This is a genomic window from Aphanizomenon sp. CS-733/32 (genome assembly GCF_028330045.1).
Lineage (GTDB): Bacteria > Cyanobacteriota > Cyanobacteriia > Cyanobacteriales > Nostocaceae > Dolichospermum > Dolichospermum gracile.
The window spans coordinates 1-22938 of the sequence record NZ_JAQMSE010000112.1 but is presented as its reverse complement, the minus strand read 5'-3'; the positions used below and the strand labels follow the sequence as shown (position 1 = coordinate 22938).

Here is a 22938-nt window from a genome sequence, read left to right as displayed (position 1 = left end):
ATGGAATAGAACCCCATATCTTCAATTGTCAAGGTACAGATTGCCGTTAGGCAGTTAGGTTTTTATACAGGTTGATTACCATGCCTGTTGAAAAACAATATATCATGACTGCCCCCTAAAGGGGCAAGCCGTTCGCCTACATCCACCGCCTGATAGCTTGCGTGGCGAAGCCATAGTACGATAAAGTATCTCCACCAAGTTTCGATACTTTATCAGGCGTGGTTTTGGCTCACTCGATTTTCTTATAATTAAATCATCCATAACGATGAAGTTAAGGTATATAAATCATGGTTCAAGTTTTACAAAAACCAGTAACCTTTGCAGAATTTGCAGATTGGAAACCAGATGGAGAACGCTATGAACTGCATAATGGAGTAATTGTGGAAATGTCACAACCATTAGAACCACATGAAGATATCATAGGATTCTTGATAGAAGAATTAGTAACTGAATACAAAAGACTGAAATTATCTTATTCCATTCCCAAACAAGCATTAGTCAAACCACCTGAAAGCGAATCAGGTTATGTACCAGATATTCTATTATTAAACAAAACTAATTTAGTCAATGAACCCCTGTGGCAAAAACAATCAACTGTAACTCAAGCTGCTTCTATTCCCTTAATTGTTGAGGTTGTTAGTACAAATTGGCGTGATGACTACTTAACTAAATTACGAGATTATGAAGAGATTGGCATTCCTGAATATTGGATTATTGATTATTTAGCTTTAGGTGGTATTCGTTATATAGGTAGTCCTAAACAACCTACTATATCTATTTACTTATTAATTGAAGGTGAGTATCAAGTAAGGCAGTTTAGAAATGATGAAAGGATCATATCACCAACTTTTCCAGATTTGAATTTGACTGCCCAACAGATTTTTCAAGCTGGTAATACCTGAGTTCGGTGTTAGGAGTTTCTCCTTCGGAGACGCTACGCGAACGGAGTTTCTCCTTCGGAGACGCTACGCGAACGGAGTTATGATTTTTTCAACGAGATCATAAGGGTTTGAGACTCATACTTGGGGCAGTTTTCCACAAATTATCTTATGTCGAACTCAGGTAACGCAAATTTAATAACCTGCAATTCTGATTTAACGTGGAATGGTGCGTTACGCTGTCGCTAACACACCCTACTTTTGCTACTTTTGCACCTTGTACTTTATTTAAGATTTAATTCAGATTCCTAGGGAACCATTTGGGTACACACTAGATAGCCATGTTGCTGATTACAACTAGATAACAGCGATCTTAGTAGATGAATTGTCCAAAGTGTCTATTACATTGTTTGAAGTTATGTAGCCTTTTACTTACAAGCTATCAAGCTCTGGGGTAAACTATGCCTTGATTATGATTATTTCACCTCAGAAGAACACCCGAAAGGAGCAGTTTTTTCAATGTCTCATACTGTAAAAATCTACGACACCTGCATTGGCTGTACACAATGCGTCCGCGCTTGTCCTACTGACGTACTAGAAATGGTTCCTTGGGATGGCTGTAAGGCTGCTCAAGTGGCTGCTTCTCCCCGCACTGAAGACTGTGTAGGTTGTAAGCGTTGTGAAACTGCTTGCCCCACCGACTTTTTGAGTATTCGCGTTTATTTAGGCGCTGAAACAACTCGCAGCATGGGCTTGGCTTACTAAGAATTTCATTTCTAAATTCTTGGTACTTTAGTGCTGGGGAATGAGAACGGGAGAAACATCAAGATTCTTTCGTCATTCCTCAGCATTTTTATGGGAGGAGGCAGGGGGCAGGGGGCAGGGGGAATATTTCTTCCCAATGACCAATTACTAATTTGCTAAAGTGGCTTATTCATTTCAGCAACTATACTTAAAATTTAATCATCCTGAAACTGGAGTGGTTTAAGCAATGTGTGGAATAGTTGGATATATAGGCACTCAGACAGCGACAGATATTTTATTGGCTGGATTAGAGAAATTAGAGTATAGAGGTTACGATTCGGCGGGAATTGCCACTATTTTAGAAGGTGACGTGCATTGTGTACGGGCTAAGGGTAAATTACTCAATTTGCGTTCTAAACTAGAACAAATCGAAAATCCTGCCCAAATTGGAATTGGTCACACACGGTGGGCAACTCATGGTAAACCGGAAGAGTACAATGCCCATCCTCATTTAGATACGGTTCTGCGGATAGCAGTGGTACAAAATGGGATTATTGAGAATTATCGAGAGTTGCGAGAAAGTTTAAAGGCTTTAGGACATGAATTTCGCTCGGAAACAGATACAGAGGTAATTCCTCATTTGATTGCTGAGTGTTTAAAAAATTCTTCTTCAAGTTCTACTTCTCCTTCGGTGTTTTTAGACGCGGTGCGAGAAGCTGTAAGTAAATTAGAAGGGGCTTATGCTGTTGCAGTTATTTCTGCTGATTACCCTGATGAGTTGATTGTCGTTCGTCAACAAGCGCCTTTAGTGATTGGGTTTGGACAGGGTGAGTTTTTCTGTGCTTCCGATACGCCGGCGATTGTTCCCTATACCCGCGCTGTGTTGTCCCTAGAGAACGGTGAAATTGCTCGGTTGACTCCTTTAGGGGTGGAAGTCTATAACTTTGCGGGAAATCGCTTGAAAAAGCATCCTCGGACTTTGAACTGGAATCCCATTATGGTGGAAAAACAGGGATTCAAACATTTTATGCTCAAGGAAATTTATGAGCAACCGGGGGTGGTGCGGGATTGTTTGGAGGCTTATTTCTCAACGGTGGAGAATGGAGAAATTACTGCGGAATCACCGGTGAAATTGGATTTACCGGCGGAATTTTACGCAGATTTAGAACAAGTTCAAATTGTTGCCTGTGGGACAAGTTGGCACGCGGCGTTGGTGGGTAAATATTTATTAGAACAGTTGGCAGGAATTCCCACTCAGGTACAATATGCTTCAGAGTTTCGATATGCACCTTCACCGTTAACGGCTAATACTCTGACTATTGGGGTGACACAATCTGGGGAAACTGCTGATACTTTGGCGGCTTTGGCGATGGAAAAAGAACGCCGACAAGGGAAAGAATCTAAGTATCAAGCGCGACTTTTGGGAATTACTAATCGCCCGGAAAGTAGTTTGGGGAATATGGTGGCGAATATTATTAATACTCATGGGGGAATTGAAATTGGTGTAGCGGCGACGAAAACTTTTATAGCGCAATTGATGGCGTTTTATGCTTTGGCGTTAGATTTGGCTTATCGTCGTCAGGAGATTAGTGATTCGAGATTTGAGGAAATTCTCACGGGTTTACGGCAGTTACCAGGGGAAATTGAGGCGATTTTGGAAACTCAAGAACGTTATATTGAACATTTGGTACATGATTTTTCAGAGACAAAAGATTTTATCTTTATTGGTAGGGGAATTAATTTTCCGATCGCGTTAGAAGGGGCTTTAAAATTAAAGGAAATTAGCTATATTCATGCGGAAGGTTATCCAGCGGGGGAAATGAAACATGGACCGATCGCTCTATTAGATGCTAAAGTACCGGTGGTGGCGATCGCTGTTCCTGGTAATGTATATGAAAAGGTGATTTCTAATGCTCAAGAAGCTAAAGCTAGAGATTCCCGATTAATTGGGGTGACTTCTGTGAAAGATGGGGAAGCGGCGGAAATCTTTAATGATTTAATTCCGGTTTCGGAGGTTGAGGAAATTCTGTCACCAATTCTCACGGTGATTCCATTACAGTTGTTAGCTTATCATATTGCTGCCCGACGAGGTTTGGATGTAGATCAGCCAAGGAATTTGGCGAAGTCAGTAACAGTTGAATAAATTATAATTTGTAGGGGTGGGGTTTCCCCGCCCTCGATTGTATTGGCATCCGACTATAAATTGAGGATGAACCCACAGAAATTATCAGCGTTTATTTTTCAGAGTTTGAGCTTTTACCCCACATTCCGCATTGACAATAGCATTTTCAAGCGATCGCTCCACTGTTTACGCTCATACTCGTTCAATACCAGTAACCAAGCTATAACCAGGTAAATAAGAGCAGCTAAACTCATTTCTGTACCTAAGCCTATCCATCCCCAGGGTGTATGACTTTTGGCAATGTACCAAACTGCTAAACCATAAGGTATGCCCACTGCTAGGGGTTGAGCAACAGCTAAAAACAGTTGTTTTACAGATGTACCAAAAACCTCCCGCATTAATAGGGGTAACTGCCATAAACTAACGGTTGTCAAGGCAATAAAAGTACCTAATAATGGTCCAATAATGCCAAAAAAGTGAGTACAGAGAATGCTGGCTAGAAAATTAATTCCCGCCGAAAGTGCAGTAGGGCGAACTAATTTAGGTTGGTTGCCAGTACCACTAAAACACCACCCCCAAAGCGATAAAAGCCCTAGTAATAATCCGTTATAAGCAGCTAGTAAAGTGACACCATCACCAGCAAAGCGATTTTCTCCCACCCATAATCTAATAAAAAAATGATTATAAGCTGCGATCGCTACCATAAAGCTGACTCCCATCACAGCTACTAACCGCGTCAGTTCAATTAGCCGAGCATTGAATTTTTCTGTTTCTCCTTTAGCATGGAGATCAGCAAGAGCCGCCCAAGTAGCATTTCCAATACCTTGTATTTGTGTTTGTGCTATTGCCAGCAAACGTTGAGTAATAAAAAATGGTACAACTGTAGCGGGACTAAGAATATAGGAGATAATAATGTTATCTGTCAACAAACCTAAACGACCTGAAAGATTGAGGATGAATGTAGACCAGTTGAGTCGCCAAAGTTCTTTCTCTATGGGGATTTGGGATTGGCGATCGCCCACAGCTAAAAACACATCTGGATAGCGTCGTAAGCCATCCCAGGACATTAAAACTTGAAAACAAATACCACCAATAAGTACAGCTAGATATTGTCCAGTAATACCAAATCCGCGCCATGCCAGCAATAGGGACAAACCTGTAATAATCAGGCTTTGAAACATGAGAAAAACATTAGCAAAATAGCTGCGTTGACTTGCATCTGCTAACAAACGGAAGGGGGCTAATGGTAATAAAAATATACCGACAAATGCCCACCAATAACCTGTTTGCAGTTCATTAACTAAAGATCCTGTAACTGGTACAAGCTGAGTAATAAAAAAACCTAATCCAACTCCTGCCAGTACCATCGCTATCATGATTTGTAGATAGGCTCTGATGCCTGTAGCCAGAGTGAGTCGGATTTGTTGAGATTCTCCAATACCCACAGCTTTTGCTAACAGTGCCATTAAGGAGCCACCAATACCCAATTCTAGGAGATTGAGATAGTTTCCCCAATCACTAGCAGCGCGAAATGCTCCATAGCGTTCATCTCCCAGCCAATGGAGTAGTAGAGGTGTACTAATTATACTTATGCCCAGCATAATTACCTGTAACATAAGTCCAGAGGCATAGTTAACTACAGAGCGTCCAGTTCGTTGCATTTTGCTTGTATTAAATCAATTAAGAAGAGTGACAGAAAAGCTTGATCTAAAAACTTAGATAATTGATTGCTCAATTCTCAGTTTATCAGTCCTGTCTTTCCCAGATAAAGGTTTAGATGCAACTGGGTAAGCCAATTAATACAATAGGGAACAGGAAACAAGGTTAGAAGTGTCTTCCTACAAGGTTTTATTCTTGAGTTTTGTACCCTTCGGTTGACGCTCACGGAAGCCTCATTCACATGAAATATCCTGTATATAAGGCTCTACAAATTAAACTAAATATCATAAAAATTATTTTTTACCTTTTCTAGCCCAACGAAGCACAGCTTTATAATCCCAATTTTCTTTGATGAAGTTATCATTTACAGATCGATGGATAAAGACAATATTTTTTTGGTTAATTTGAGAAACATCGCTTAATTCCTGAAAATAACCATTATCAATTAAATACCCATTGTAACCAAATTTATTAGTTAGCAATACCCAAATCTCTTCAGGATTATATCCTAGTTTCTGCAAAGCAATACGATTAATTTCTGCTAAAATAATTGGGTAATCTCGCTCAATTATACCTTTCATACCTAACAAAGCGCAAAATTCTGCACCTTCAATATCCATTTTTATTAAATCAACTTTTTTTATTGATTTACTAGCCACATATTCATCTAAACTAATTGATATTGATTCAACTTCTTCAGTAAAAGAATCATTTATACCCATAGTATAAGAACCAATATTATCACTCATTTGTTTGTCTAAACTGAGTTTAATCCTCTTGGACTCATTCCATAAAGCAGCTTGATTAAGATATATATTGGAAATCTTATTATTTACCACATTGTTATTTAAAATAGCAAATGTTTTTGGTACTGGCTCAAAACTATGAACACTGCCATTAGCACCTACTAAATTGGCAGCAAGTAAGCTATATTGTCCCACATTTGCCCCAGCATCAATTACTGTCATACCGGGCTTAAGCATTTTAGTAAATAAATAAGATTCTATTGGCTCATACACACCTAAAAAATAAATTTGGCTTTGAACATGATCTTTTAAGTTGCAAGATATAAAACAGCCATTTGGCAAAATACCTGTTACGTAAAAAGGGTTTTTTAACATCAAGGAAAATTTTTCAATACTTTGGTAATGCCAACCGGGAGCGATTCCAATTTTTCCCCATATATCTAAAATTTTAATTCCCACATATTTCAACATATAGCTGTTCCCATTTATGTACAAAATGTTAATTAGATTGGCATTTTTCTGCATATTTATATTACTATCCAAAATCTTCCACTTAATTGGAAACTGGATTTTAATGCTAAATATTTTTTGCTATTTCTTTATATATCTCTTCAGTTTGTTGAGCCGTAATTTGCCAATTAAATTCCAAACTGCGTTTTTTAGCTTTATTTACTAAATCATGATGATTAGATTTATCAGTTTTCAAAAGTTGGAATAAATTAGCTAATTCTGTCGTTTCAGAAATAGAAAAAGTTTCACCCCCATCACCTAAAATCTCTGGTAAGCAAGTGCTTCTAGCTGCCAAGACTGGACAACCAACCGCCATCGCTTCACATAATTGTAACCCAAAACCCTCATATTCACTGGGATAAACAAAACAAACAGCCTCAGCATAAAGCCCTGGTAAGTCTGCATCATCCACCCAGCCTAATAACCGTAAACGATTAGCAATTCCTAATGATTCTCCTAATTCTAAAAGTATATCACGTTGTTCATTTTTACCACCAGCAAGTACCAATTCTACACCATCTAAGTTAGCTTCTGCAAAAGCCTTGAGCAAAAAGGGAATATTTTTGCGTTTTTCCCAACCACCAATATAGAAAATATAAGGAAGTTTTAACTGGTATTTACTTCTGATTTGTAAACGTTGAGATGGTGTAACTTCCTGATGAAAATTAGCATCAGCAGCTTCATAGATCACTGTAATCTTATTTTCAGGAACTTGTAAATATTTGACAATATCTTGTTTAGAATATTCACTAACCGTAATAATATGATCTGCTCTATGTCTAGCCACCCAATTATAAAATCTGGTTTGAAGATTAGCTAGATTTAACTGTTGATACCAAGGTATATTCTGGGAGTAATAAACTTGATCTATGGCATCATGTAAAGTTAGGACACAAGGACAGGGACTAAACCAAGGTAAACCAAAATTCAGGGGACAATGTAGAATATCTACCTGATCTTGTTCACATTGTTTTGGCAACCAATATTGCTCCCATAAAATATAGCGCATAGGGGGAGAAATACGGACTTGATAACTATCTTTTGGTAATTTTGCCAAATGGCTTTCATGTAATGGACGATCAGAGTATAAAAAAAGTTCTATACCTAATGAGGACAATTCTACCAAAAGATTGATAGTATAGCGATTCCAGCCTCGGAGGGTGGGAGAGTTTAAGAGTCGGGCGTTAAAAGCAATTTTCATAATAAAACTGGTTTAAATAATGGATTGATATTTCCAAATTTCATTAGCCATTGATACAACCATGGTAAAATTACCAGATTACCAGGTAAATACTCTAGTAATATCTAGCTATTCATCATAGCTTTTTCAAAAATGTCCATAATTTGATTTGCAAAAGATACTGAATTTCTACCATTCATGACTAAATTTTTAGCCCTTTGCCCCATTGCAAAGGCTTCATCTTCATTATCTTCAAAAAACTGGATTGCCTCTTTCCAACCATTAATATCTCCTGCTTCAACCCACTTACCAATTCCTTCTGCTTCAATATCTAAATCAATTAAAGGATGCTTCGTCATAATTACTGGTTTACCCATACCTAAGGCATCCATTAAGCTAGTCAAACCCAGAAGTGTTGTAGTTGTTGATAAAGGTATTGCTAATACTTGTGCATTTGCATAAATTTCTAGTAACTTATCATATTTCATGTAATCTTTCGTGGATTGAATGATTATTTCAACATTTTGACCAAAGTTAGCTAAATTATTAGAAGATAGACCTTCTAAGCAGATAATTTTTGTCTGAATATTTGTTTGAGATGCTGCTATACCTAACGTATTAAAGTCTCTACCAGTCATACCAGCAGCAATTACTCCTTGACCTTTGACTGGAATAGATGGATAAAAATCAATATCTGGACCCCAACAAACAGGAAAAGACTTGTTTTCTTCACTTGATATTTTATTAATATCATGGGCAACTTTTTGACTTAAACTAGGAAAAGCGTCAGTCCCTGCAACCAATAACTTGATTAATGGTTGACGAAATTTAGCAAGTTTACCTCTATTTAATGGATGATGTGCTAAACAAACTATCGGAATTTTAAGTAAGCCTAAAGCTCTAAAGTAATTAAGAATATGTGTTTGTGTTTGGCAGGGAGCATAAATTAAATCAGCATCATTTAGGCTTTTTAGTGATGACCATTGCTGATCTAAATCGCCAATTGGGATAAAACCTTTATTTTTTATATAAAATTTTTGAGCATTAACAAGTAATTTACATTTCTCAAAAGGAATTATTTCAACTTGAAAATCTCTTTTATGAAAGTAATTTATGCCATAAAGAAGATGATCAGGTTTTTGTTTATTTTGAACATATAAAGTTTCATCGTGTAAAGAATAATTATTTAAAACTATAATTTTATTCATATTTTTAATCCTACTAATTTACATCACATCAATTAATTAAAAATCTAATCAATTATTATCTCTGGACACTCCCTGCCCTATAGAATGACGGAGATTATTGCTTCAATGAGCAACATTACCCTGTAGAAAAGATATTACCGCGATTTTTGATAAATTCGTTCAATCTGATCTACAGTTACCTGGGGACTACAATAAATTTCCAATAGTTCCCTAGCTTTTACCCTCCTTTCTTGTCGTATATTTGGATTATTTAATAATTTCACAGTTCGGTCAATCAAACCTTGATCATCCTCACAAATCCCAGCGTGAATTCCATCTACCGCCGGCATACCTTCCACACCATCAGTATTTGTTACTACAGGTGTACCTAAAGCAAAAGCCTCCATCACTTTCACTTTCATGCCACTTCCAGAAATAGGTGCATATAACATCACATCCATATTAGCAAAATATGGTAAAGTATCTGGTACATCTTGGTAAATTTCTAAGTCTTCTATATCAGTAAATTCTGCCAGTGCATCTTTAGCAGAACGCCCCACAATTTGTAGTTTAGCATTAGGAACACGACGTTTTATTTGTGGCCATAGCCTAGTTAAAAGTCTTTCAGCCGCAGTATAGGATGGTGTCCAATTAAAGCTACCAATTAGACCTACTATTGGTTGAGAATTAACTTGTTTTTGTTGAGCAAATGGATAAAGTGAAAAATCTATTCCCAATGGAACTGTATAAATCTGAGCTTGGGGATTAATTGTTTGAATATGTTTGCTAAGACGTTCTGATAAGGTAATTATTTTCGGAAAAGCCTTCAATAATTTCTGTTCGGCTCGATGGGTGAAGAAATTCCTAAATCGAGTTTCCAGAGATTTGTTATCCTCAAAAGTTCTATCTAATGAAAATAGGTAATGAATATTGACTATTGCTCTTTCCCTATGTTCAAGTGCTAACCACCCGCTCCAAATTATTTCACAATGTAGAATATCATAAGATTTGACAATCTCTCCAGCCAAGTCTTTTTTCAATTCATGGCTGAATATATAAGAATAAGGACGCTGTAGAGTTTCAATTTTGGAGATAATTCCTATCCGCTTGGGAATTAGATAGCAACGTAAATCATACTCAGGTTTGGGAAAAAAATGGTAAACTTTGTCAATTTCTTCTAACTGATTACAAACAACAAATACAGTTACATTGTGATGGCGTGCAACTAAACCTCTAATTAAAACATAAAACCACCGAGATGCAGCCCCTCCAAATGGTAAAGGTGGCACAGGAATTAGTAACAGAATACGCAGAGATTTTTTCATGATTCTACTAAAGGCTTAAAAATAAAATTATTGATATAAATCTGTTGAGACATATCCTCTAAAAAATGATTCTGTTTTGCTTGAATTTGAGTATAAAAATCTGCTAGTTTTTCTATACGACCTTTATACAGAAATCCACCTTCATATCCAAATTCAGATATTTGATCAAATATATCCGTTATAGACTTACCTTCCAAGTGCCTATTTTCAATTTCTATCAGAAGTATAGGTTTTTCTCGCATAATGGTTTGACTAGCACCAGCAATTACTTTAGATTCAAAACCTTCAACATCAATTTTAATAAAAGAAACATCTTGAAAATTATAATCATCTAGTTTACGGACTGGAACTTCCATAGTTTTTTGTTCACCTTCTATGTTTCTAAAACTAGCTAATCCAGTCGTTAAGCTACCTACTCCTTTAACTACTTGTGAATAACCTCCTTCACTAACAGGAATATGTAAATTTAATGAACCATGAAAATCAGCTAAACCTATATTGTAAGCATTAATTTTAGAAGCGGATAATTTACTATATGATAGTATATTTTCAGTACACCAAGATTGAGGCTCAAAAACTTCGATGACATCATATAAACGAGAAAGTGCATAAGTATAAAATCCAGCGTTTGCTCCTATATCAATAGCCCGTTTATGAGTACCACCCAACTGCTCAAGATAAAAAATTTCTTTTTCCAACCTATTTCTAATTTGGTGATAGTAATACTTAACAGGTAAGCGAAAAGGTTTAGGAGTTAATTTCATCAGTGTTTTTTCTAATCTCATAATTTCATCCTCAAAAATTAATTCAGTATTTTAAGTATTTTAAAATGCCTCGAAAATGTTATGAGTCACCATTTTATAGATGTTGCTGGGACTAGTTAAGTTTTTTTTCCCGTGCGTTTCTAAATATCTGAGTACAGAAATGATGTTATTGGCAAGAGCATAATTGATTTGCTACAAGCAGCAATTGATACTGTGAAGTTATCTGATGACAGCAGCGGGATTTTAGGGAAGTAAGGATGGAGAAGGCTGACCTTCACGCTCTGCTTTCACAGCTGAGTTTATTACCTCTGCACACTCTGATGCTCAATTCACCAACGTGTTCAGTTATCATCTAAGATACTTTTTAGTATATCATCCTAAGTGTAATTTCTTGGTTCTTGACTATAATAAAATATTAACTTATTGTAACTATGATTTATATATTGACAAAATTTGTCAAAAAATAATATATATGACAGGTTTTGGTCATTTCTAGGAGATTTTTTGATTATTTTCGGGCGATCGCCATCTAACTAAATATCGTTAATACATATCATGGTGAATTTGTATAGTGAGCAAGTCCTTAGATAAAAAAAGTGTAGACAACAATGTACAATAAGGTTGAAGTATTTCTAAATGTTTTAGGGATTCGGAATAATGCGTAAGATACTGTTGCTTCTGGCAGTTATTCTGCCACATCTATTAAAGCTTTTTATTTACAGACGAGTGATGGGCTGGGAAATTGGTAAACAGGTGAAGATCGGTTTTAGCTATATTGATTGTGATCAAGTTTTTATGGGTGATAATATACGGATTAGACATTTCAATATTATTCGTGGACTGAAGCATTTTCAAGTCGGAAGTAATTCCTATATCGCCAATTTCAATGAATTTTTCGGTAACAATAGCTCAGATGAAAAATGGAAAAACGACCTGACTTTAGGAGAAGGGGTTCTTATTATGAGTCACCATTTTATAGATGTTGCTGGGAATGTAACAATTGGTAACCACACGACAATTGCAGGGCGAAATACACATATTTGGAGTCATAGTTTAACCTATCCTCACGATATTCCTGCTCTTGTGCCAATGGATGTTTCTATTGGTAAAGAAGCTTATATCGGAGCAAGATCAACATTGATTGGTTGTAGTATTCCCGATAGAGCGGTAATTGGTGCAGGAAGTGTGGTTAACAAAAGTTTCGCCGCCGAAAGCTGTCGTCTGTTAATTGCGGGAAACCCCGCCACAATTAAAAAGCGATACGATAATTCAATTGTAATTGATGGGCAAGAATAAAAGTTTACAAGGACTGTATCTACGAGAATGAATTTGTTGAGCAAGTTAAGTTTTTTTCCGTACATTTCTAAATATCTGAGTACAGAAATGATGTTATTGGCAAGAGCATAATCGCTAAAATCAAATTAACTTGATTAATATAATACTCTTGAGAATCAATTGAAACAATATTCTCTTTTAAAATTATAAACTTCCAGACTGTTCCCGTAGAAACAACGCCATAAATTTCAGGTATAACTTGTCCTTCTTGCTGATTAAATATTTGAGCCGCCACCATTTCTGCTATACACTGACCTAAACCCCCTTTAATATTTTCATTTTTAGCTTCCACAATTGTTAAAACTGGAACACGAATAAAATACTGCTCTTTCGAGCAACTAATAATATAGTCACAATAGCCCGACAAACCTTTTTCTTGATCAACATTAAACTCAGTGCCAGAAAACAAACTAATTCGATAATTGGCTTGACGACGTAGTTCTGCTAGAATGGGTGCTATTAAAAATTCAGAACGAGCCTTTTCTGTATTGATCGCAGTTGCTAGAGGTAAATATTCTTGAATAGTTTGTTGTAAATAATCGGTCGGCATTACGCTTTCAGTATTTGAAAATAAATTGCGATCCTCCTCAATAACTAAGTTAAAAGCGGTTTGTACTTTACTGAGTGTCGTAAATTCACTATAAGACATAATTTAGTATCCTACAAACTCGGTAAGCTATATCTCCCTATTAAATACTAACATTGTTCAGGAGTCTTACAGAACTCCACAAAAACAGCAATTCTCATTTTAAGGTTTCATGACATTTAAACCCTTACATTCATAGGGTTTTACAATTCTTAACAAATCCGGGTATCGCTGAAATGGCGCAAACTCCTTTCAAAATGAGAATTGCTGCCACAAAAAAGATGATCCAATTTTACTCCTATCAAAACGACTTTTCCTCCCCCTGCTCCCTGCTCCCCTACACTAAAAACACTGACTATAGCTGATAAACTACAACATAAAGCTTCATGTACTCCTAAACTATAAGCCTCATAACGAGTCAGAGCAACCAAACAAGTAGACGTTAATTAATGTTATTCAATTGAAAAAAATAGGTTTTGTAAAGAAGAATTAATATCTATATTTTGGGTTTTTGACTTAAACCCTAATTCTAATAACTTTTGATATAGGGAGGCAACACTGCTCCCATTACACTCAAGCCAGTATTTATTGAATTCTATAAGAATGGAATGAATTTTTTTAGATTCAATAGCTTCTCTGGCTCCTTCAATAACATTAGGTTCAAAACCTTCCACATCAATTTTCATTAGGTCAACATACGCAATATTATTGCTTTTCAAATATTCATCTAATCTAAACACAGGAACATTAATTGGTTGTCCGCTATTATTCTTGATCATTGTTGGTGAATGATTTCCCCATTGATTATCAGGTATATAAAGTTGTATGGTGCTTTCAGAGTCACTAAGACCTGCTTGAACTAGGCTGACTTGAGATATATTATTTCTATTGACTGTATTTTTTAATCTGTTGTATGCATATGAACTTGGTTCAAATGCTATGACCTTTCCCTCACTTCCAACTAAAGCTGCTGCCATAAGAGTGAAATAACCAATATTAGCGCCTACATCTATGAATGTCATACCTGTCTTGAGATAATTCTTAATGAGGTTTGATTCATATGGTTCAAAAACATTTAAATAAGCACTTCTTTGAATATAGTCACTTAAGTCTAAACTAAGTTCATACCCATAGAAATCAATAGTTTTTTCTCCTACTTTTGGGCAAATTAAATGCAAAAATCCAGCCTTACGAGGAAAATTAACCTGACGAATCCACTCAACAAAAAATTCTTTCATTTTTTACCTTCTATAAATATGTTTGATTTTTGTACTAAATTGTTGAATTGTAGTCGTATTATAGCGGTATGCATTTGAATGAGATACATTCTAATTTCCATATTCATGAAATTAATTGCTGAATCGCCTTAGCCATATCATCCCAAGTATAATTCCGTAATTCCTGACTAAGAGAAAATACTAAATTATTGTAATATTGTTTGTCCTGCTGCCATTTTTGTAGTCTTATTACCAAATCATCAGCATCATCAGGATTAGGAAGTAACAAATCTTGCAACTGTGGAGAATAGCGTTCCGCAACACCAGCATCAGCACTAACTATTCCTGGTAAACCACAACACAAAGCTTCATGTACTCCTAAACCATAAGCCTCATAACGAGTCGGAGCAACCAAACAATCAGCAGCCCGTAGCAAATTCGGGACATCGTGACGAAAGCCGAGAAAATGAATGTTAGAAATGCCAGCATCAGCAGCACGGCTTTTCCATAACGGTAGTTCTGCACCAACCCCCACTACCACCAAATCAGCATCCCAATTAGAAGATTTACATAACTTTTGCCATGCTGTAAATAGAGTATCAAATCCTTTCCGGCGATCGCCTAAAGCACCGATAAATACTACAATATTTTTATCTGGCGACCATCCTAACTGCTGACGAAGTATAACTCGTTCTTCCTGTGTCGCTGGATAAAAGATTTGGGTATCTATACCATAATAAACTACGTGCAGTTTTTGTTCAGGAATCGCCAACTTCTCCATTAAATCTCGTTTAGTGCGGTTTGAATTCACAATAATTACCCGTGCAGATGTCAATGCCTTTTTTTCATCATCTAAAAACATCCGATGGGAAATCTTCCCCTTTAATTGACGCAATAAATTCACTTGAGAGTCAGATTCATAACCTGCATGAACATAATGTACCCAGTTAACATCTCCCCATTGACAATTACCACCATTGACTATAACTCTAGCATTCTCCCGCATCAGACGCTGTGCTTGTAAACGTCCTATCCAATTCAGTAAGGGGCTACTCAATAAATCAGAATTAGCTAATTTTGGCACAGGATGAAATTGAACATGAGGGTAAGCCAATAATTCATCCGCTACTCGATAGCCTACTAGATGTACTTTTTCTCCTTGTTTTGCCAAATAGTTCGCCAAAGCAAAATTAGCCCTATCCATGCCACCAGTTTTGACAAAATCCGCTACTACGAGTAAATAAGATTTCATAACTACTAGGTTGTTGAAAGATTGTCATTTTTAATATTATTAGTAGCCGCAAATAGTGCGCCATTCAATAACCATAATTCCATACCCCCTTGACTATTAAATATGGGATAATTAAAGGTAATGGCTATAGCACCAAGATTGTAAGCAAAAACCAATCCACCCCACAGCGCAAAGTCATCTAGTTTACGATTAATAGCAATTTTCCAAGCACTAATGCAAGCCAAATAAAGTGCAGCAACATAAGCAAGTATCAGGGGTACACCTCCATCTAATAGCCACCCTGTCCACTGGATTTCTACCCAAATAGGTTGGGATTCCAGATAGGTGTTATCACCAAAATAGTTATTCATCATTCCCCAACGCCCTAAACCAGCCCCCAAAGGATATTTAGGGAGTAAATCGTTAATAGTATCCTGCAAAAAATGTCCCCGATTTTCCTGGTATACTTGGTGAGCAGAAACAACAAATAAGCTAGTTATCCGTCGGAGGGTAGACTCACCACCAATTGCAACTGCCCAAGAAAATGTTGCCGCAAATAAAGCAGTAACAGTGGAAACCATCATTGTCAAACGAGCAATTTGGGCTGTCCTGATTAAGACTAACGCTAAGAAAACCATAGATATGGCAGCTAAGACCAAAATAGAGCGCACTTGGGATAAATAGATGCAAAATAAACCAATACCACCACTAGCTATGCCGGCAATTTGTAAAATCGGATTTTTGTGTTTGATGGCAATAACAACACCAAACAGTAAAGCATAAAAACCAGCATTTGCTGCCCCTCCAGGTGAGTCAGTCAACCCCATTGGCCTATACACTTGTATGCCATTAGTTAAAGTAATTAACAAGTTATCTCCACCATAGATACTATTCTGAATAACTGTGGAAAGAGATGGCTGAAATTTGCCAGGAAAGTAGACTTGCAACACACCAAAACATGAACTAAGAGTGTGAATTCCCCACATCAAAAACATTAAACTATTGAACCCAACCTGTGTAATTTTTAAACCTCTCACCCAAAATAAAGGACTGAGAATAGCAAGATACATAGCACATTGAGCCAGCCCAGCCGTTATAGAATTAATTTGGGGATGTAAACTCAACTCTAACACCAAGATGGCCATGACTATCAATGCTAGGTTAGTGGCAGGATGTTTACTTCCTTCTGGCTTCAACTTTACTAATAAAAATAGACTCAGTGCAAAGGAAACGACCCGCATGGGTACACGAAGAAGACCTAGTTGGGGAATCAATAGTAATAGTTGCAGAGCAAACTGGATGAGAATAAAACTGTGCGCCCAAGTCCAGTTTAGGTTTGCAATTTTAGGCGATGAAAGGAGTAAGCTATGATCTGGTTTCAAAGTCATATATCTATTTGATTAAGTAAAGTCATTTACTTACTGAGTTATGACAGGCATGGGTTGATTGCGAAGTTGTTTGAATAACTTCAAAGTCTGGTTTTGTATAGGGCGGCGATTGGACAATGCAAAAGGTACAAGATTAGTCAAATTGCTAATTATCCAAAATACTCCAGCCCAATCACGTTTTCCTTTTTCATCTTTCATTCGCAGAAAAGTGATTGGAGTAGCTATTAATGCTGGTAAAGCTGCTAACCAAGGATATCGTAACAATGTTGTTAGCATGGCATTACGCGCCCATAAACGCCTAATTCTCTGCCAATTTCGCCTCCGCTCATCAGCATAATGTATAACTTGTAGTTCAGGATCATACATAACTTTATATCCTGCATCCAATAGTCTGAGCGTAAACTCTACTTCCTCATAGTACCTTAATTAATTTTTTTTCCTACACAAAGAATATTGTCACTGAATGCCTGCCCCCGAAAACCTAGATTTTGTGGCCAGTGCCAAGGTGTAAAAGGTATGCGTCCACAATGACTATAATCTATGTTAATATTAGTCAACCGGCACTCTGTAAATATTCTAATTAGGTCAATTTCCAATAATGCAGTTATATGGGCGGGATAAAGACCAGGTGCTTCTTGAAAGGCGTTAAACTGATTTTTGAGAATTAACGTTAACTTACTCAACAGGCTTAAATTATTAGGTGTAGTCACAATTACCAATCCACCTGGTTTAGTTAACCTAACCAATTCTCGCATCAAAGCTCGTGGGTTTTCTAAGTGTTCAATAACCTCCACTGCACAGACTACATCAGCCACTTGTTCTGGTAAAGGTACTTTGCCAATATCTAAATCAAAAGGAATAAATTCTATCTGTATTGGTAAATCATCATAGCGAACAGCATCTACACCAAGATAACGGTTAAAGCCATTATTTACTAATGAATAGAGTTTGCCCTGACCACAACCCACATCTACCAATACACCACCTTGAGAATGTCCTTGTGCTATTATTCTCGCTACCATTTGATAGACATGGTTACCACTAGCACCAAGGCTTTCTCTTGCCCTATTTTCAACATTGCTGACATCAGATACACTCATGCTGCAACCTCCCGTTTCACAACTTGAGAAAGTAACCTGTAAAGCTGATTTAATTGCCTTTGGGGATTACACAAATACTCAGCCCTGGACTTACCACCAGATGCTAAAATTGCTCTTTCACTAGGACTATTAATTAATGTACCTAAAACATCACTCAAAGCATTAATATCATGAGGAGCAACCAAGCGCCCACAGGAATCATCAACAATTTCCATTGCTCCTCCCATAGCTGTTGTCACCACTGGTAAACCTGCATAAAGGGCTTCTATAAAAGCAATACCAAAAGGTTCAGAACCAGTATTGGGCTGACAGTGAATGTCAGCAGATGTTAATAAGTATGGTACATCAGCACGTTGTCCCAAAAAGCGAACCTGTTCACTAATACCCAGTGTTTTTACTTGAGTTTCCAATTCTTGAAGATATTCCGCTTCATGGGGACGTTGAACTCCCCCAGCTATCCAACATACCCACCCTGGTACTTCCCGCAATTGTCCCAAAGCCGAGATTAACAGACTTTGACCTTTCCAGCGTTCCAAACGAGATACTTGAATAATAACTATAGCATCATCAGGGGTACTGAGTTCAGTTCTGACAGACTGGCGAATTGAAGCATGATTAACAATATTTGCTGGAGCTACAGGCAGATAAACAGTTTCACAGGGGGTTTGATAAAGTTTTGTTACAGTCCCTTGGGTGTAACGACTATTAGCAATCACTAAATCTGGAACAACTAACTTTGCTAACTGTTCTAAAACTTGGTTGCCATTCACTGTATCATGACACCAAAAAACAAGCGGTATCTGATTAGCTTTGACAACTGAGCCAAAAATTCCTTGTACCCAGCAAGCATGACAAATCACCACATCAAATTGTTCTTGTTTGAGAATTTGCTGGAGTTGATTTCTCGCTTTCCAAACGGTCAAAGGATGACTAATTTTGACGTTACCCAGTTGATGTACTTTAGCGTCTAAATTTCGCAGTTCGTCAGCTAACCTATCTTCAAAACATAAAGCAAACTGAGGCTGCATTTCCTGACATAAACTTTGCTCTTTAGCTAAAGTCACCAATAGAGTTTCAATCCCTCCAAAGAGATTTCCTGAGTAAATATGGAGGATTTTCATGGTAAATTCCCCGCTTGTGCCATTGTATAGTTCAATTCTTGACTCAAAACGTTGTCATATATCTCCAAACTACGTTCACCCATAGAAATATGATTAAAATATTCGGCGCGGTTTCGGCTGGCTTTGACGAGTCTGTTATGCAGTCCCGGTTCTACAAGGAGACGGTTTGCCGCTTGAGCAAAGGCTACTGGATCGTTAATAGGTACTGTTAAACCTTCCTTTTCATGTCGGCTGACCCAAGATACACCACTACAGGGAATATTGGCATTAATCACTGGACAACCACTAGCCATTGCTTCTACCTGAACTAATCCAAATCCCTCGCTGCGGACATTAGAAGGAAACCACAGAGCCGTTGCGGCATGATAAGCTCCTACTAGTTCATCTTCACTGACATGACCTAACCAAACAATACGGTTTTCTACTCCTAATTTTTGGGCTAATGCTCTTAACTTTGATTCTAAAGATCCAACACCAATGATGACGAGTTTTCCCTGTACTCTTGTGAGAGCCTGAATAGCTATATGCAAGGCTTTGTAATAGACCAATCTACCTACAGCCAGCCAGATTGTATCTCCGTGTTCTTCCTGAAGGCTGCGACTGTAAGCCAGTGCTTCTTGATTAGGTTGTTTATAGGTTTCAATATCTAAACCTAGTGGGAGCGCGTTTAATTTATGAGGATAAAATCGCAGAAATTTTGAGCCTTGAATATACTGAGAACTGGTAGTTAAAATTCTTGAACTTTGATTGTAAACTAAATGCTCAAAGGGACGCAATCCATACTTCAAAATCTTTTGTTTAATGACATCACTATGGTGGGTAATTACTAAAGGTATTTTTCTATCCAACATGGTTAAAGCCATGAGCATAGTTGGATTAGGTGTATGGAGATGAAAGATAGTATTTGGTTTGTTAGCAAATTTATTAATTTTTTTGCACAGTCCTGAACAAATATCAAATCTTGCTACTGATAAAAAGCGACCAAGACGGGTAATTTTAACATTTCCATCCATTTCATAAACAGTCCTGGTTTTAGTCGCTAAATGTCCCTGTTCATCAAATCCGTTGACACAAATTACATGAACTTCTGCACCCATAGCTGCTTGAGTTCTGGCTAGGGTTTGAATATGAGTTTCTATACCTCCTCTATCTGGAGGATAATATTTAGATAAATGAACAATACGGATATTATTAGTTTTTCGCATTTTCCTGACTCTTGAGTAAATTTACAGGACTTGCCGAACCGGCATATTGGTAGGGTGCGGGTGCGTCAGATATCAACAATTTGTTTATTTGCACGATTTATCCAGTAGTAAAGCACCCTACAACAAATTTTTAGTGTGACATTTGCGTAAGTCCTATTCATGTTTGTTCCTTCTGAGTGATGTATCCATTTACAGAAACTAACAAAAGACTGTACTACAAATTTGGTATTAAATCAATATATTTAGAAACCCATATAATATCCCAAGGTTTGTTGTGGTGAAGGCTGCCCATCCCACAAGACTTGATAGCCCAGTGCTGCTGCAAGCAGTTCATCTTTTTTTTGTAGAGTTATCTTCCAGAAATTTACTGAAACATATATTTACGTATACTTACTTTTCTTTAGAAAGAATAATTTTTTATACTAATTTACACAATTCAATCCTGAAATAGACTTAGAGTCATCAACAATAAGAAAATAAATATGGTATTGTATAATAACTAAAATTTGACTACCCCATAAATATATGGAAGAATACTTACGATATTGGATTATCCTCAAACGTCGGTGGTTGCCTGTTTCCATAGTTTTCTTGACTCTTTTAGGCTTGAGTATTGTTAAAACCGTATTAGAAACACCTATTTATCAAGCATCTGGTCAGTTAGTCCTCAAAAAGAATTCCACCTCTTCACTGACAGGAGTAGGTAGCCAATTAGGGCAACTAGAAAGTTCAGTGACTGGTAGACCACTGGGAACAGAGATAGCGGTACTACGTTCCCTGCCTATAGCTGAAAAAACAATTAGTAGTCTCAAACTCAACTTAAACCCGCTAACTCTTATAAAAGACCTACAGATCAATAATATAGAGAATACTGATATTTTAGAAATAAGTTATGCAACTACAAATCCTCGACAGGCCACTCAGATTGTTAACTCATTAATGAAAGTTTACATAGAGAATGATATTAATGCCAACCGCTTGCAGACCAAATCGGCGAGGCAATTTATCGCTGAACAACTACCAAAAGGAAAGCTTGTACTAAACCTGGCGGAAAGGAGAATGTTAAATTTTAAACAAGAGAATAGAGTGTTAGACTTGAGGGCAGAAGCGGCATCAAGCGCTAGTATTCTCGCAGATTTAGATAAACAGGTAGTAGTAACGAAATCAGAATTATCCGTGCAAACGGCAAAAATGGCATCAATTAGGCGGTTGTTTGGGATAAATTCACAGGAAGCTGTAATTGCTGGTTTTGTGGGTGAGTCACCGAATGTTAACCAAGTATTGCAACAGTTACAACAGACACAACAAAAACTGGCAATATCACGGCTGACTTTAAATGATACCCACCCCACGGTAATTAATCTCCAGGAACAGGAAGTTGTTCTTAAACAAGAACTCCAAGGACGGATCAAAAGCAGTTTTGTTGGTAACGTAGGGCGCTTAAATCAAATAAAAAATGCCGAGGATATAGTTCCATTAGGTGAATCTAGTTTGCAACAACGTATTCTTGCTGATTATGCTGATGCTGAAACGGAACGGCTGAGTTTGCAAGTGCAGTTGAAGGCTTTAGCCGAAGCAATTCAATATTATAGACAAAGGGCTAATGCGTTGCCACAACTTGAATTACAACAACGCCAGATAGAAAGAGAAATAAGTGCTACTGAGTCTAGCTATCAAAATCTCCTGGCTAGATATCAGGAACTGCAAGTAGCCGAAAATATGCAGGTTAGTAATGCTAGGATAATTACGCCGGCGATAATTCCCGTCGTACCAATTAAGAGCCGTCAGTATACTAATTTACTGCAAGGATTGATTGGTGGGGTTTTACTGGGTGCGGCTACAGCTTTTATGCTGGAAAAAATGGATAACACCATCAAGACAACTAAATCTGCTCAAGAATTGCTAAATTATACCCTCCTAGCCTATATTCCGTCATTTAGTAATAATGGTGGCGAAATTGCCGATATCATTGTCAGCAACCAATCTGACTCTCCCATGAGTGAGGCTTTTCGGATGTTGGAAACCAATTTGAGATTTTTTAATTCTCAACAACGAATCAAAGTTGTTGTCGTATCAAGTTCCGTACCGAAAGAGGGTAAGTCCACAATTTCCGCCAATTTAGCTTTTGCCATGTCACAATTAGGACATAAGGTATTACTAATAGATGCAGATTTGCGGAAACCTAATCAAAATAAAATTTGGAAAGTTGCTAATGAGATTGGTTTAAGTAATGTTATTAAAGGCCAGTCAAATTTAGATAGTGCCTTAATAGAAATTACACCTGACTTACATCTGATAACTGCGGGTAAAGAAACTAAGAACCCCTCGAAAATAATCGGTTCTAGTCAAATGCCTAAGTTGATAGACCAGGTTGCCCAGGAATATGATTTCGTGGTGATTGATACACCGCCTTTGACTGTTTCTGCTGATGCTACCATTTTAGGTAAATTGGCAACTGGAATTTTGTTTGTTGTCAGACCAGGAGTAGCTGATACTGATAGTGTTGCTATTGCTAAAAATGTGTTAGATCAGGCTAATCAAAATGTTTTAGGTGTAGTTATGAATGGCATTAGTGCTAGACAGCAATATTATGACTATGCTGGAAGTGAGGTTGGTTAGGCAGGGAGTAGGGGGCAGGGA

Annotated in this window: 19 protein-coding genes; 5 read left to right on the top strand and 14 right to left on the bottom strand. The window is 37.2% G+C overall.

Annotated elements, in window-relative coordinates:
* Window positions 1-287: 287 nt before the first annotated feature.
* The 3 genes from PN471_RS08425 (at window position 288) to glmS (ending at window position 3765) form a co-directional block, all read left to right on the top strand.
* Window positions 288-902 (top strand): Uma2 family endonuclease, encoded by a 615-nt coding sequence (locus PN471_RS08425; protein WP_271776457.1) that lies wholly within the window; start codon window positions 288-290, stop codon window positions 900-902.
* Window positions 903-1397: 495 nt separating this feature from the next.
* Window positions 1398-1643, top strand: a complete 246-nt coding sequence (gene psaC / locus PN471_RS08420; protein ID WP_015080270.1) for a photosystem I iron-sulfur center protein PsaC — start codon at window positions 1398-1400, stop codon at window positions 1641-1643.
* 226 nt (window positions 1644-1869) lie between these two features.
* On the top strand, window positions 1870-3765 hold the full coding sequence (gene glmS, locus PN471_RS08415) for a glutamine--fructose-6-phosphate transaminase (isomerizing) (protein WP_271776456.1): 1896 nt from the start codon (window positions 1870-1872) through the stop codon (window positions 3763-3765).
* A gap of 113 nt (window positions 3766-3878) precedes the next feature.
* On the opposite strand, the gene PN471_RS08410 is transcribed toward glmS, so the two are convergent.
* The 6 genes from PN471_RS08410 to PN471_RS08385 all read right to left on the bottom strand — a co-directional run bounded on the left by PN471_RS08410 (window position 3879) and on the right by PN471_RS08385 (window position 11136).
* Window positions 3879-5405, bottom strand: coding sequence for a lipopolysaccharide biosynthesis protein (locus tag PN471_RS08410; RefSeq protein ID WP_271776455.1), 1527 nt, complete (start codon window positions 5403-5405; stop codon window positions 3879-3881).
* A 291-nt stretch (window positions 5406-5696) separates the two neighbouring features.
* On the bottom strand, window positions 5697-6674 hold the full coding sequence (locus tag PN471_RS08405; protein WP_271776454.1) for an FkbM family methyltransferase: 978 nt from the start codon (window positions 6672-6674) through the stop codon (window positions 5697-5699).
* 52 nt (window positions 6675-6726) lie between these two features.
* A complete protein-coding gene (locus PN471_RS08400; protein WP_271776453.1) occupies window positions 6727-7860 on the bottom strand; it encodes a glycosyltransferase family 4 protein in 1134 nt (377 codons plus the stop codon).
* A 104-nt stretch (window positions 7861-7964) separates the two neighbouring features.
* Window positions 7965-9047: a hypothetical protein gene (locus PN471_RS08395; protein WP_271776452.1), complete on the bottom strand. Its 1083-nt coding sequence runs from the start codon at window positions 9045-9047 to the stop codon at window positions 7965-7967.
* Window positions 9048-9181: 134 nt separating this feature from the next.
* Entirely contained in the window at window positions 9182-10351 is a 1170-nt protein-coding gene (locus tag PN471_RS08390) for a glycosyltransferase family 4 protein (RefSeq protein ID WP_271776451.1), read from the bottom strand.
* Entirely contained in the window at window positions 10348-11136 is a 789-nt protein-coding gene (locus PN471_RS08385; protein WP_271776450.1) for an FkbM family methyltransferase, read from the bottom strand. The genes PN471_RS08390 and PN471_RS08385 overlap by 4 nt, the downstream gene beginning before the upstream one ends.
* A gap of 636 nt (window positions 11137-11772) precedes the next feature.
* On the opposite strand from PN471_RS08385, the gene PN471_RS08380 reads away from it, so the two are divergent.
* Window positions 11773-12411 (top strand): acyltransferase, encoded by a 639-nt coding sequence (locus tag PN471_RS08380; protein ID WP_271776449.1) that lies wholly within the window; start codon window positions 11773-11775, stop codon window positions 12409-12411.
* A gap of 67 nt (window positions 12412-12478) precedes the next feature.
* Here the strand turns inward: PN471_RS08380 and PN471_RS08375 are convergent, their stop codons facing one another.
* The 8 genes from PN471_RS08375 to PN471_RS08340 form a co-directional block, all read right to left on the bottom strand.
* Window positions 12479-13099 carry a hypothetical protein gene (locus tag PN471_RS08375; protein ID WP_271776448.1) on the bottom strand — a complete coding sequence of 207 codons (621 nt, stop codon included), beginning with the start codon at window positions 13097-13099 and terminating at the stop codon, window positions 12479-12481.
* Between the two features lie 389 nt (window positions 13100-13488).
* The gene (locus PN471_RS08370) at window positions 13489-14274 is read right to left on the bottom strand and encodes an FkbM family methyltransferase (RefSeq protein ID WP_271776447.1); all 786 of its coding nucleotides are present in this window, start codon (window positions 14272-14274) and stop codon (window positions 13489-13491) included.
* A gap of 103 nt (window positions 14275-14377) precedes the next feature.
* Window positions 14378-15505: a glycosyltransferase family 4 protein gene (locus tag PN471_RS08365; RefSeq protein WP_271776446.1), complete on the bottom strand. Its 1128-nt coding sequence runs from the start codon at window positions 15503-15505 to the stop codon at window positions 14378-14380.
* Window positions 15506-15510: 5 nt separating this feature from the next.
* Window positions 15511-16872, bottom strand: a complete 1362-nt coding sequence (locus PN471_RS08360; RefSeq protein ID WP_271776445.1) for a hypothetical protein — start codon at window positions 16870-16872, stop codon at window positions 15511-15513.
* Window positions 16873-16902: 30 nt separating this feature from the next.
* Window positions 16903-17238, bottom strand: coding sequence for a hypothetical protein (locus PN471_RS08355; protein WP_271776444.1), 336 nt, complete (start codon window positions 17236-17238; stop codon window positions 16903-16905).
* Window positions 17239-17294: 56 nt separating this feature from the next.
* Window positions 17295-17972 (bottom strand): class I SAM-dependent methyltransferase, encoded by a 678-nt coding sequence (locus PN471_RS08350; protein ID WP_271776443.1) that lies wholly within the window; start codon window positions 17970-17972, stop codon window positions 17295-17297.
* On the bottom strand, window positions 17969-19093 hold the full coding sequence (locus PN471_RS08345; RefSeq protein ID WP_271776442.1) for a glycosyltransferase: 1125 nt from the start codon (window positions 19091-19093) through the stop codon (window positions 17969-17971). Before PN471_RS08345 ends, PN471_RS08350 begins: the two co-directional genes overlap by 4 nt.
* Complete coding sequence (locus PN471_RS08340) at window positions 19090-20298, bottom strand: glycosyltransferase (RefSeq protein ID WP_271776441.1); 1209 nt, start codon at window positions 20296-20298, stop codon at window positions 19090-19092. The genes PN471_RS08345 and PN471_RS08340 overlap by 4 nt, the downstream gene beginning before the upstream one ends.
* A 525-nt stretch (window positions 20299-20823) precedes the next feature.
* Between PN471_RS08340 and PN471_RS08335 the strand changes: the two genes are divergently transcribed.
* On the top strand, window positions 20824-22917 hold the full coding sequence (locus PN471_RS08335; protein ID WP_271776440.1) for a GumC family protein: 2094 nt from the start codon (window positions 20824-20826) through the stop codon (window positions 22915-22917).
* The last annotated feature ends 21 nt before the right edge of the window (window positions 22918-22938 follow it).

What these genes read in the sequence shown, in the direction of transcription:
- PN471_RS08395 (WP_271776452.1), bottom strand. Translation starts at nt 9,047, where the DNA reads ATGAATAAAATTATAGTTTTAAATAATTATTCTTTACACGATGAAACT.
- glmS (WP_271776456.1), top strand. Translation starts at nt 1,870, where the DNA reads ATGTGTGGAATAGTTGGATATATAGGCACTCAGACAGCGACAGATATT.
- PN471_RS08375 (WP_271776448.1), bottom strand. Translation starts at nt 13,099, where the DNA reads ATGTCTTATAGTGAATTTACGACACTCAGTAAAGTACAAACCGCTTTT.
- PN471_RS08365 (WP_271776446.1), bottom strand. Translation starts at nt 15,505, where the DNA reads ATGAAATCTTATTTACTCGTAGTAGCGGATTTTGTCAAAACTGGTGGC.
- PN471_RS08360 (WP_271776445.1), bottom strand. Translation starts at nt 16,872, where the DNA reads ATGACTTTGAAACCAGATCATAGCTTACTCCTTTCATCGCCTAAAATT.
- PN471_RS08345 (WP_271776442.1), bottom strand. Translation starts at nt 19,093, where the DNA reads ATGAAAATCCTCCATATTTACTCAGGAAATCTCTTTGGAGGGATTGAA.
- PN471_RS08410 (WP_271776455.1), bottom strand. Translation starts at nt 5,405, where the DNA reads ATGCAACGAACTGGACGCTCTGTAGTTAACTATGCCTCTGGACTTATG.
- PN471_RS08350 (WP_271776443.1), bottom strand. Translation starts at nt 17,972, where the DNA reads ATGAGTGTATCTGATGTCAGCAATGTTGAAAATAGGGCAAGAGAAAGC.
- PN471_RS08340 (WP_271776441.1), bottom strand. Translation starts at nt 20,298, where the DNA reads ATGCGAAAAACTAATAATATCCGTATTGTTCATTTATCTAAATATTAT.
- PN471_RS08400 (WP_271776453.1), bottom strand. Translation starts at nt 7,860, where the DNA reads ATGAAAATTGCTTTTAACGCCCGACTCTTAAACTCTCCCACCCTCCGA.
- PN471_RS08385 (WP_271776450.1), bottom strand. Translation starts at nt 11,136, where the DNA reads ATGAGATTAGAAAAAACACTGATGAAATTAACTCCTAAACCTTTTCGC.
- PN471_RS08370 (WP_271776447.1), bottom strand. Translation starts at nt 14,274, where the DNA reads ATGAAAGAATTTTTTGTTGAGTGGATTCGTCAGGTTAATTTTCCTCGT.
- PN471_RS08335 (WP_271776440.1), top strand. Translation starts at nt 20,824, where the DNA reads ATGGAAGAATACTTACGATATTGGATTATCCTCAAACGTCGGTGGTTG.
- PN471_RS08355 (WP_271776444.1), bottom strand. Translation starts at nt 17,238, where the DNA reads ATGTATGATCCTGAACTACAAGTTATACATTATGCTGATGAGCGGAGG.
- PN471_RS08390 (WP_271776451.1), bottom strand. Translation starts at nt 10,351, where the DNA reads ATGAAAAAATCTCTGCGTATTCTGTTACTAATTCCTGTGCCACCTTTA.
- PN471_RS08380 (WP_271776449.1), top strand. Translation starts at nt 11,773, where the DNA reads ATGCGTAAGATACTGTTGCTTCTGGCAGTTATTCTGCCACATCTATTA.
- PN471_RS08425 (WP_271776457.1), top strand. Translation starts at nt 288, where the DNA reads ATGGTTCAAGTTTTACAAAAACCAGTAACCTTTGCAGAATTTGCAGAT.
- psaC (WP_015080270.1), top strand. Translation starts at nt 1,398, where the DNA reads ATGTCTCATACTGTAAAAATCTACGACACCTGCATTGGCTGTACACAA.
- PN471_RS08405 (WP_271776454.1), bottom strand. Translation starts at nt 6,674, where the DNA reads ATGCAGAAAAATGCCAATCTAATTAACATTTTGTACATAAATGGGAAC.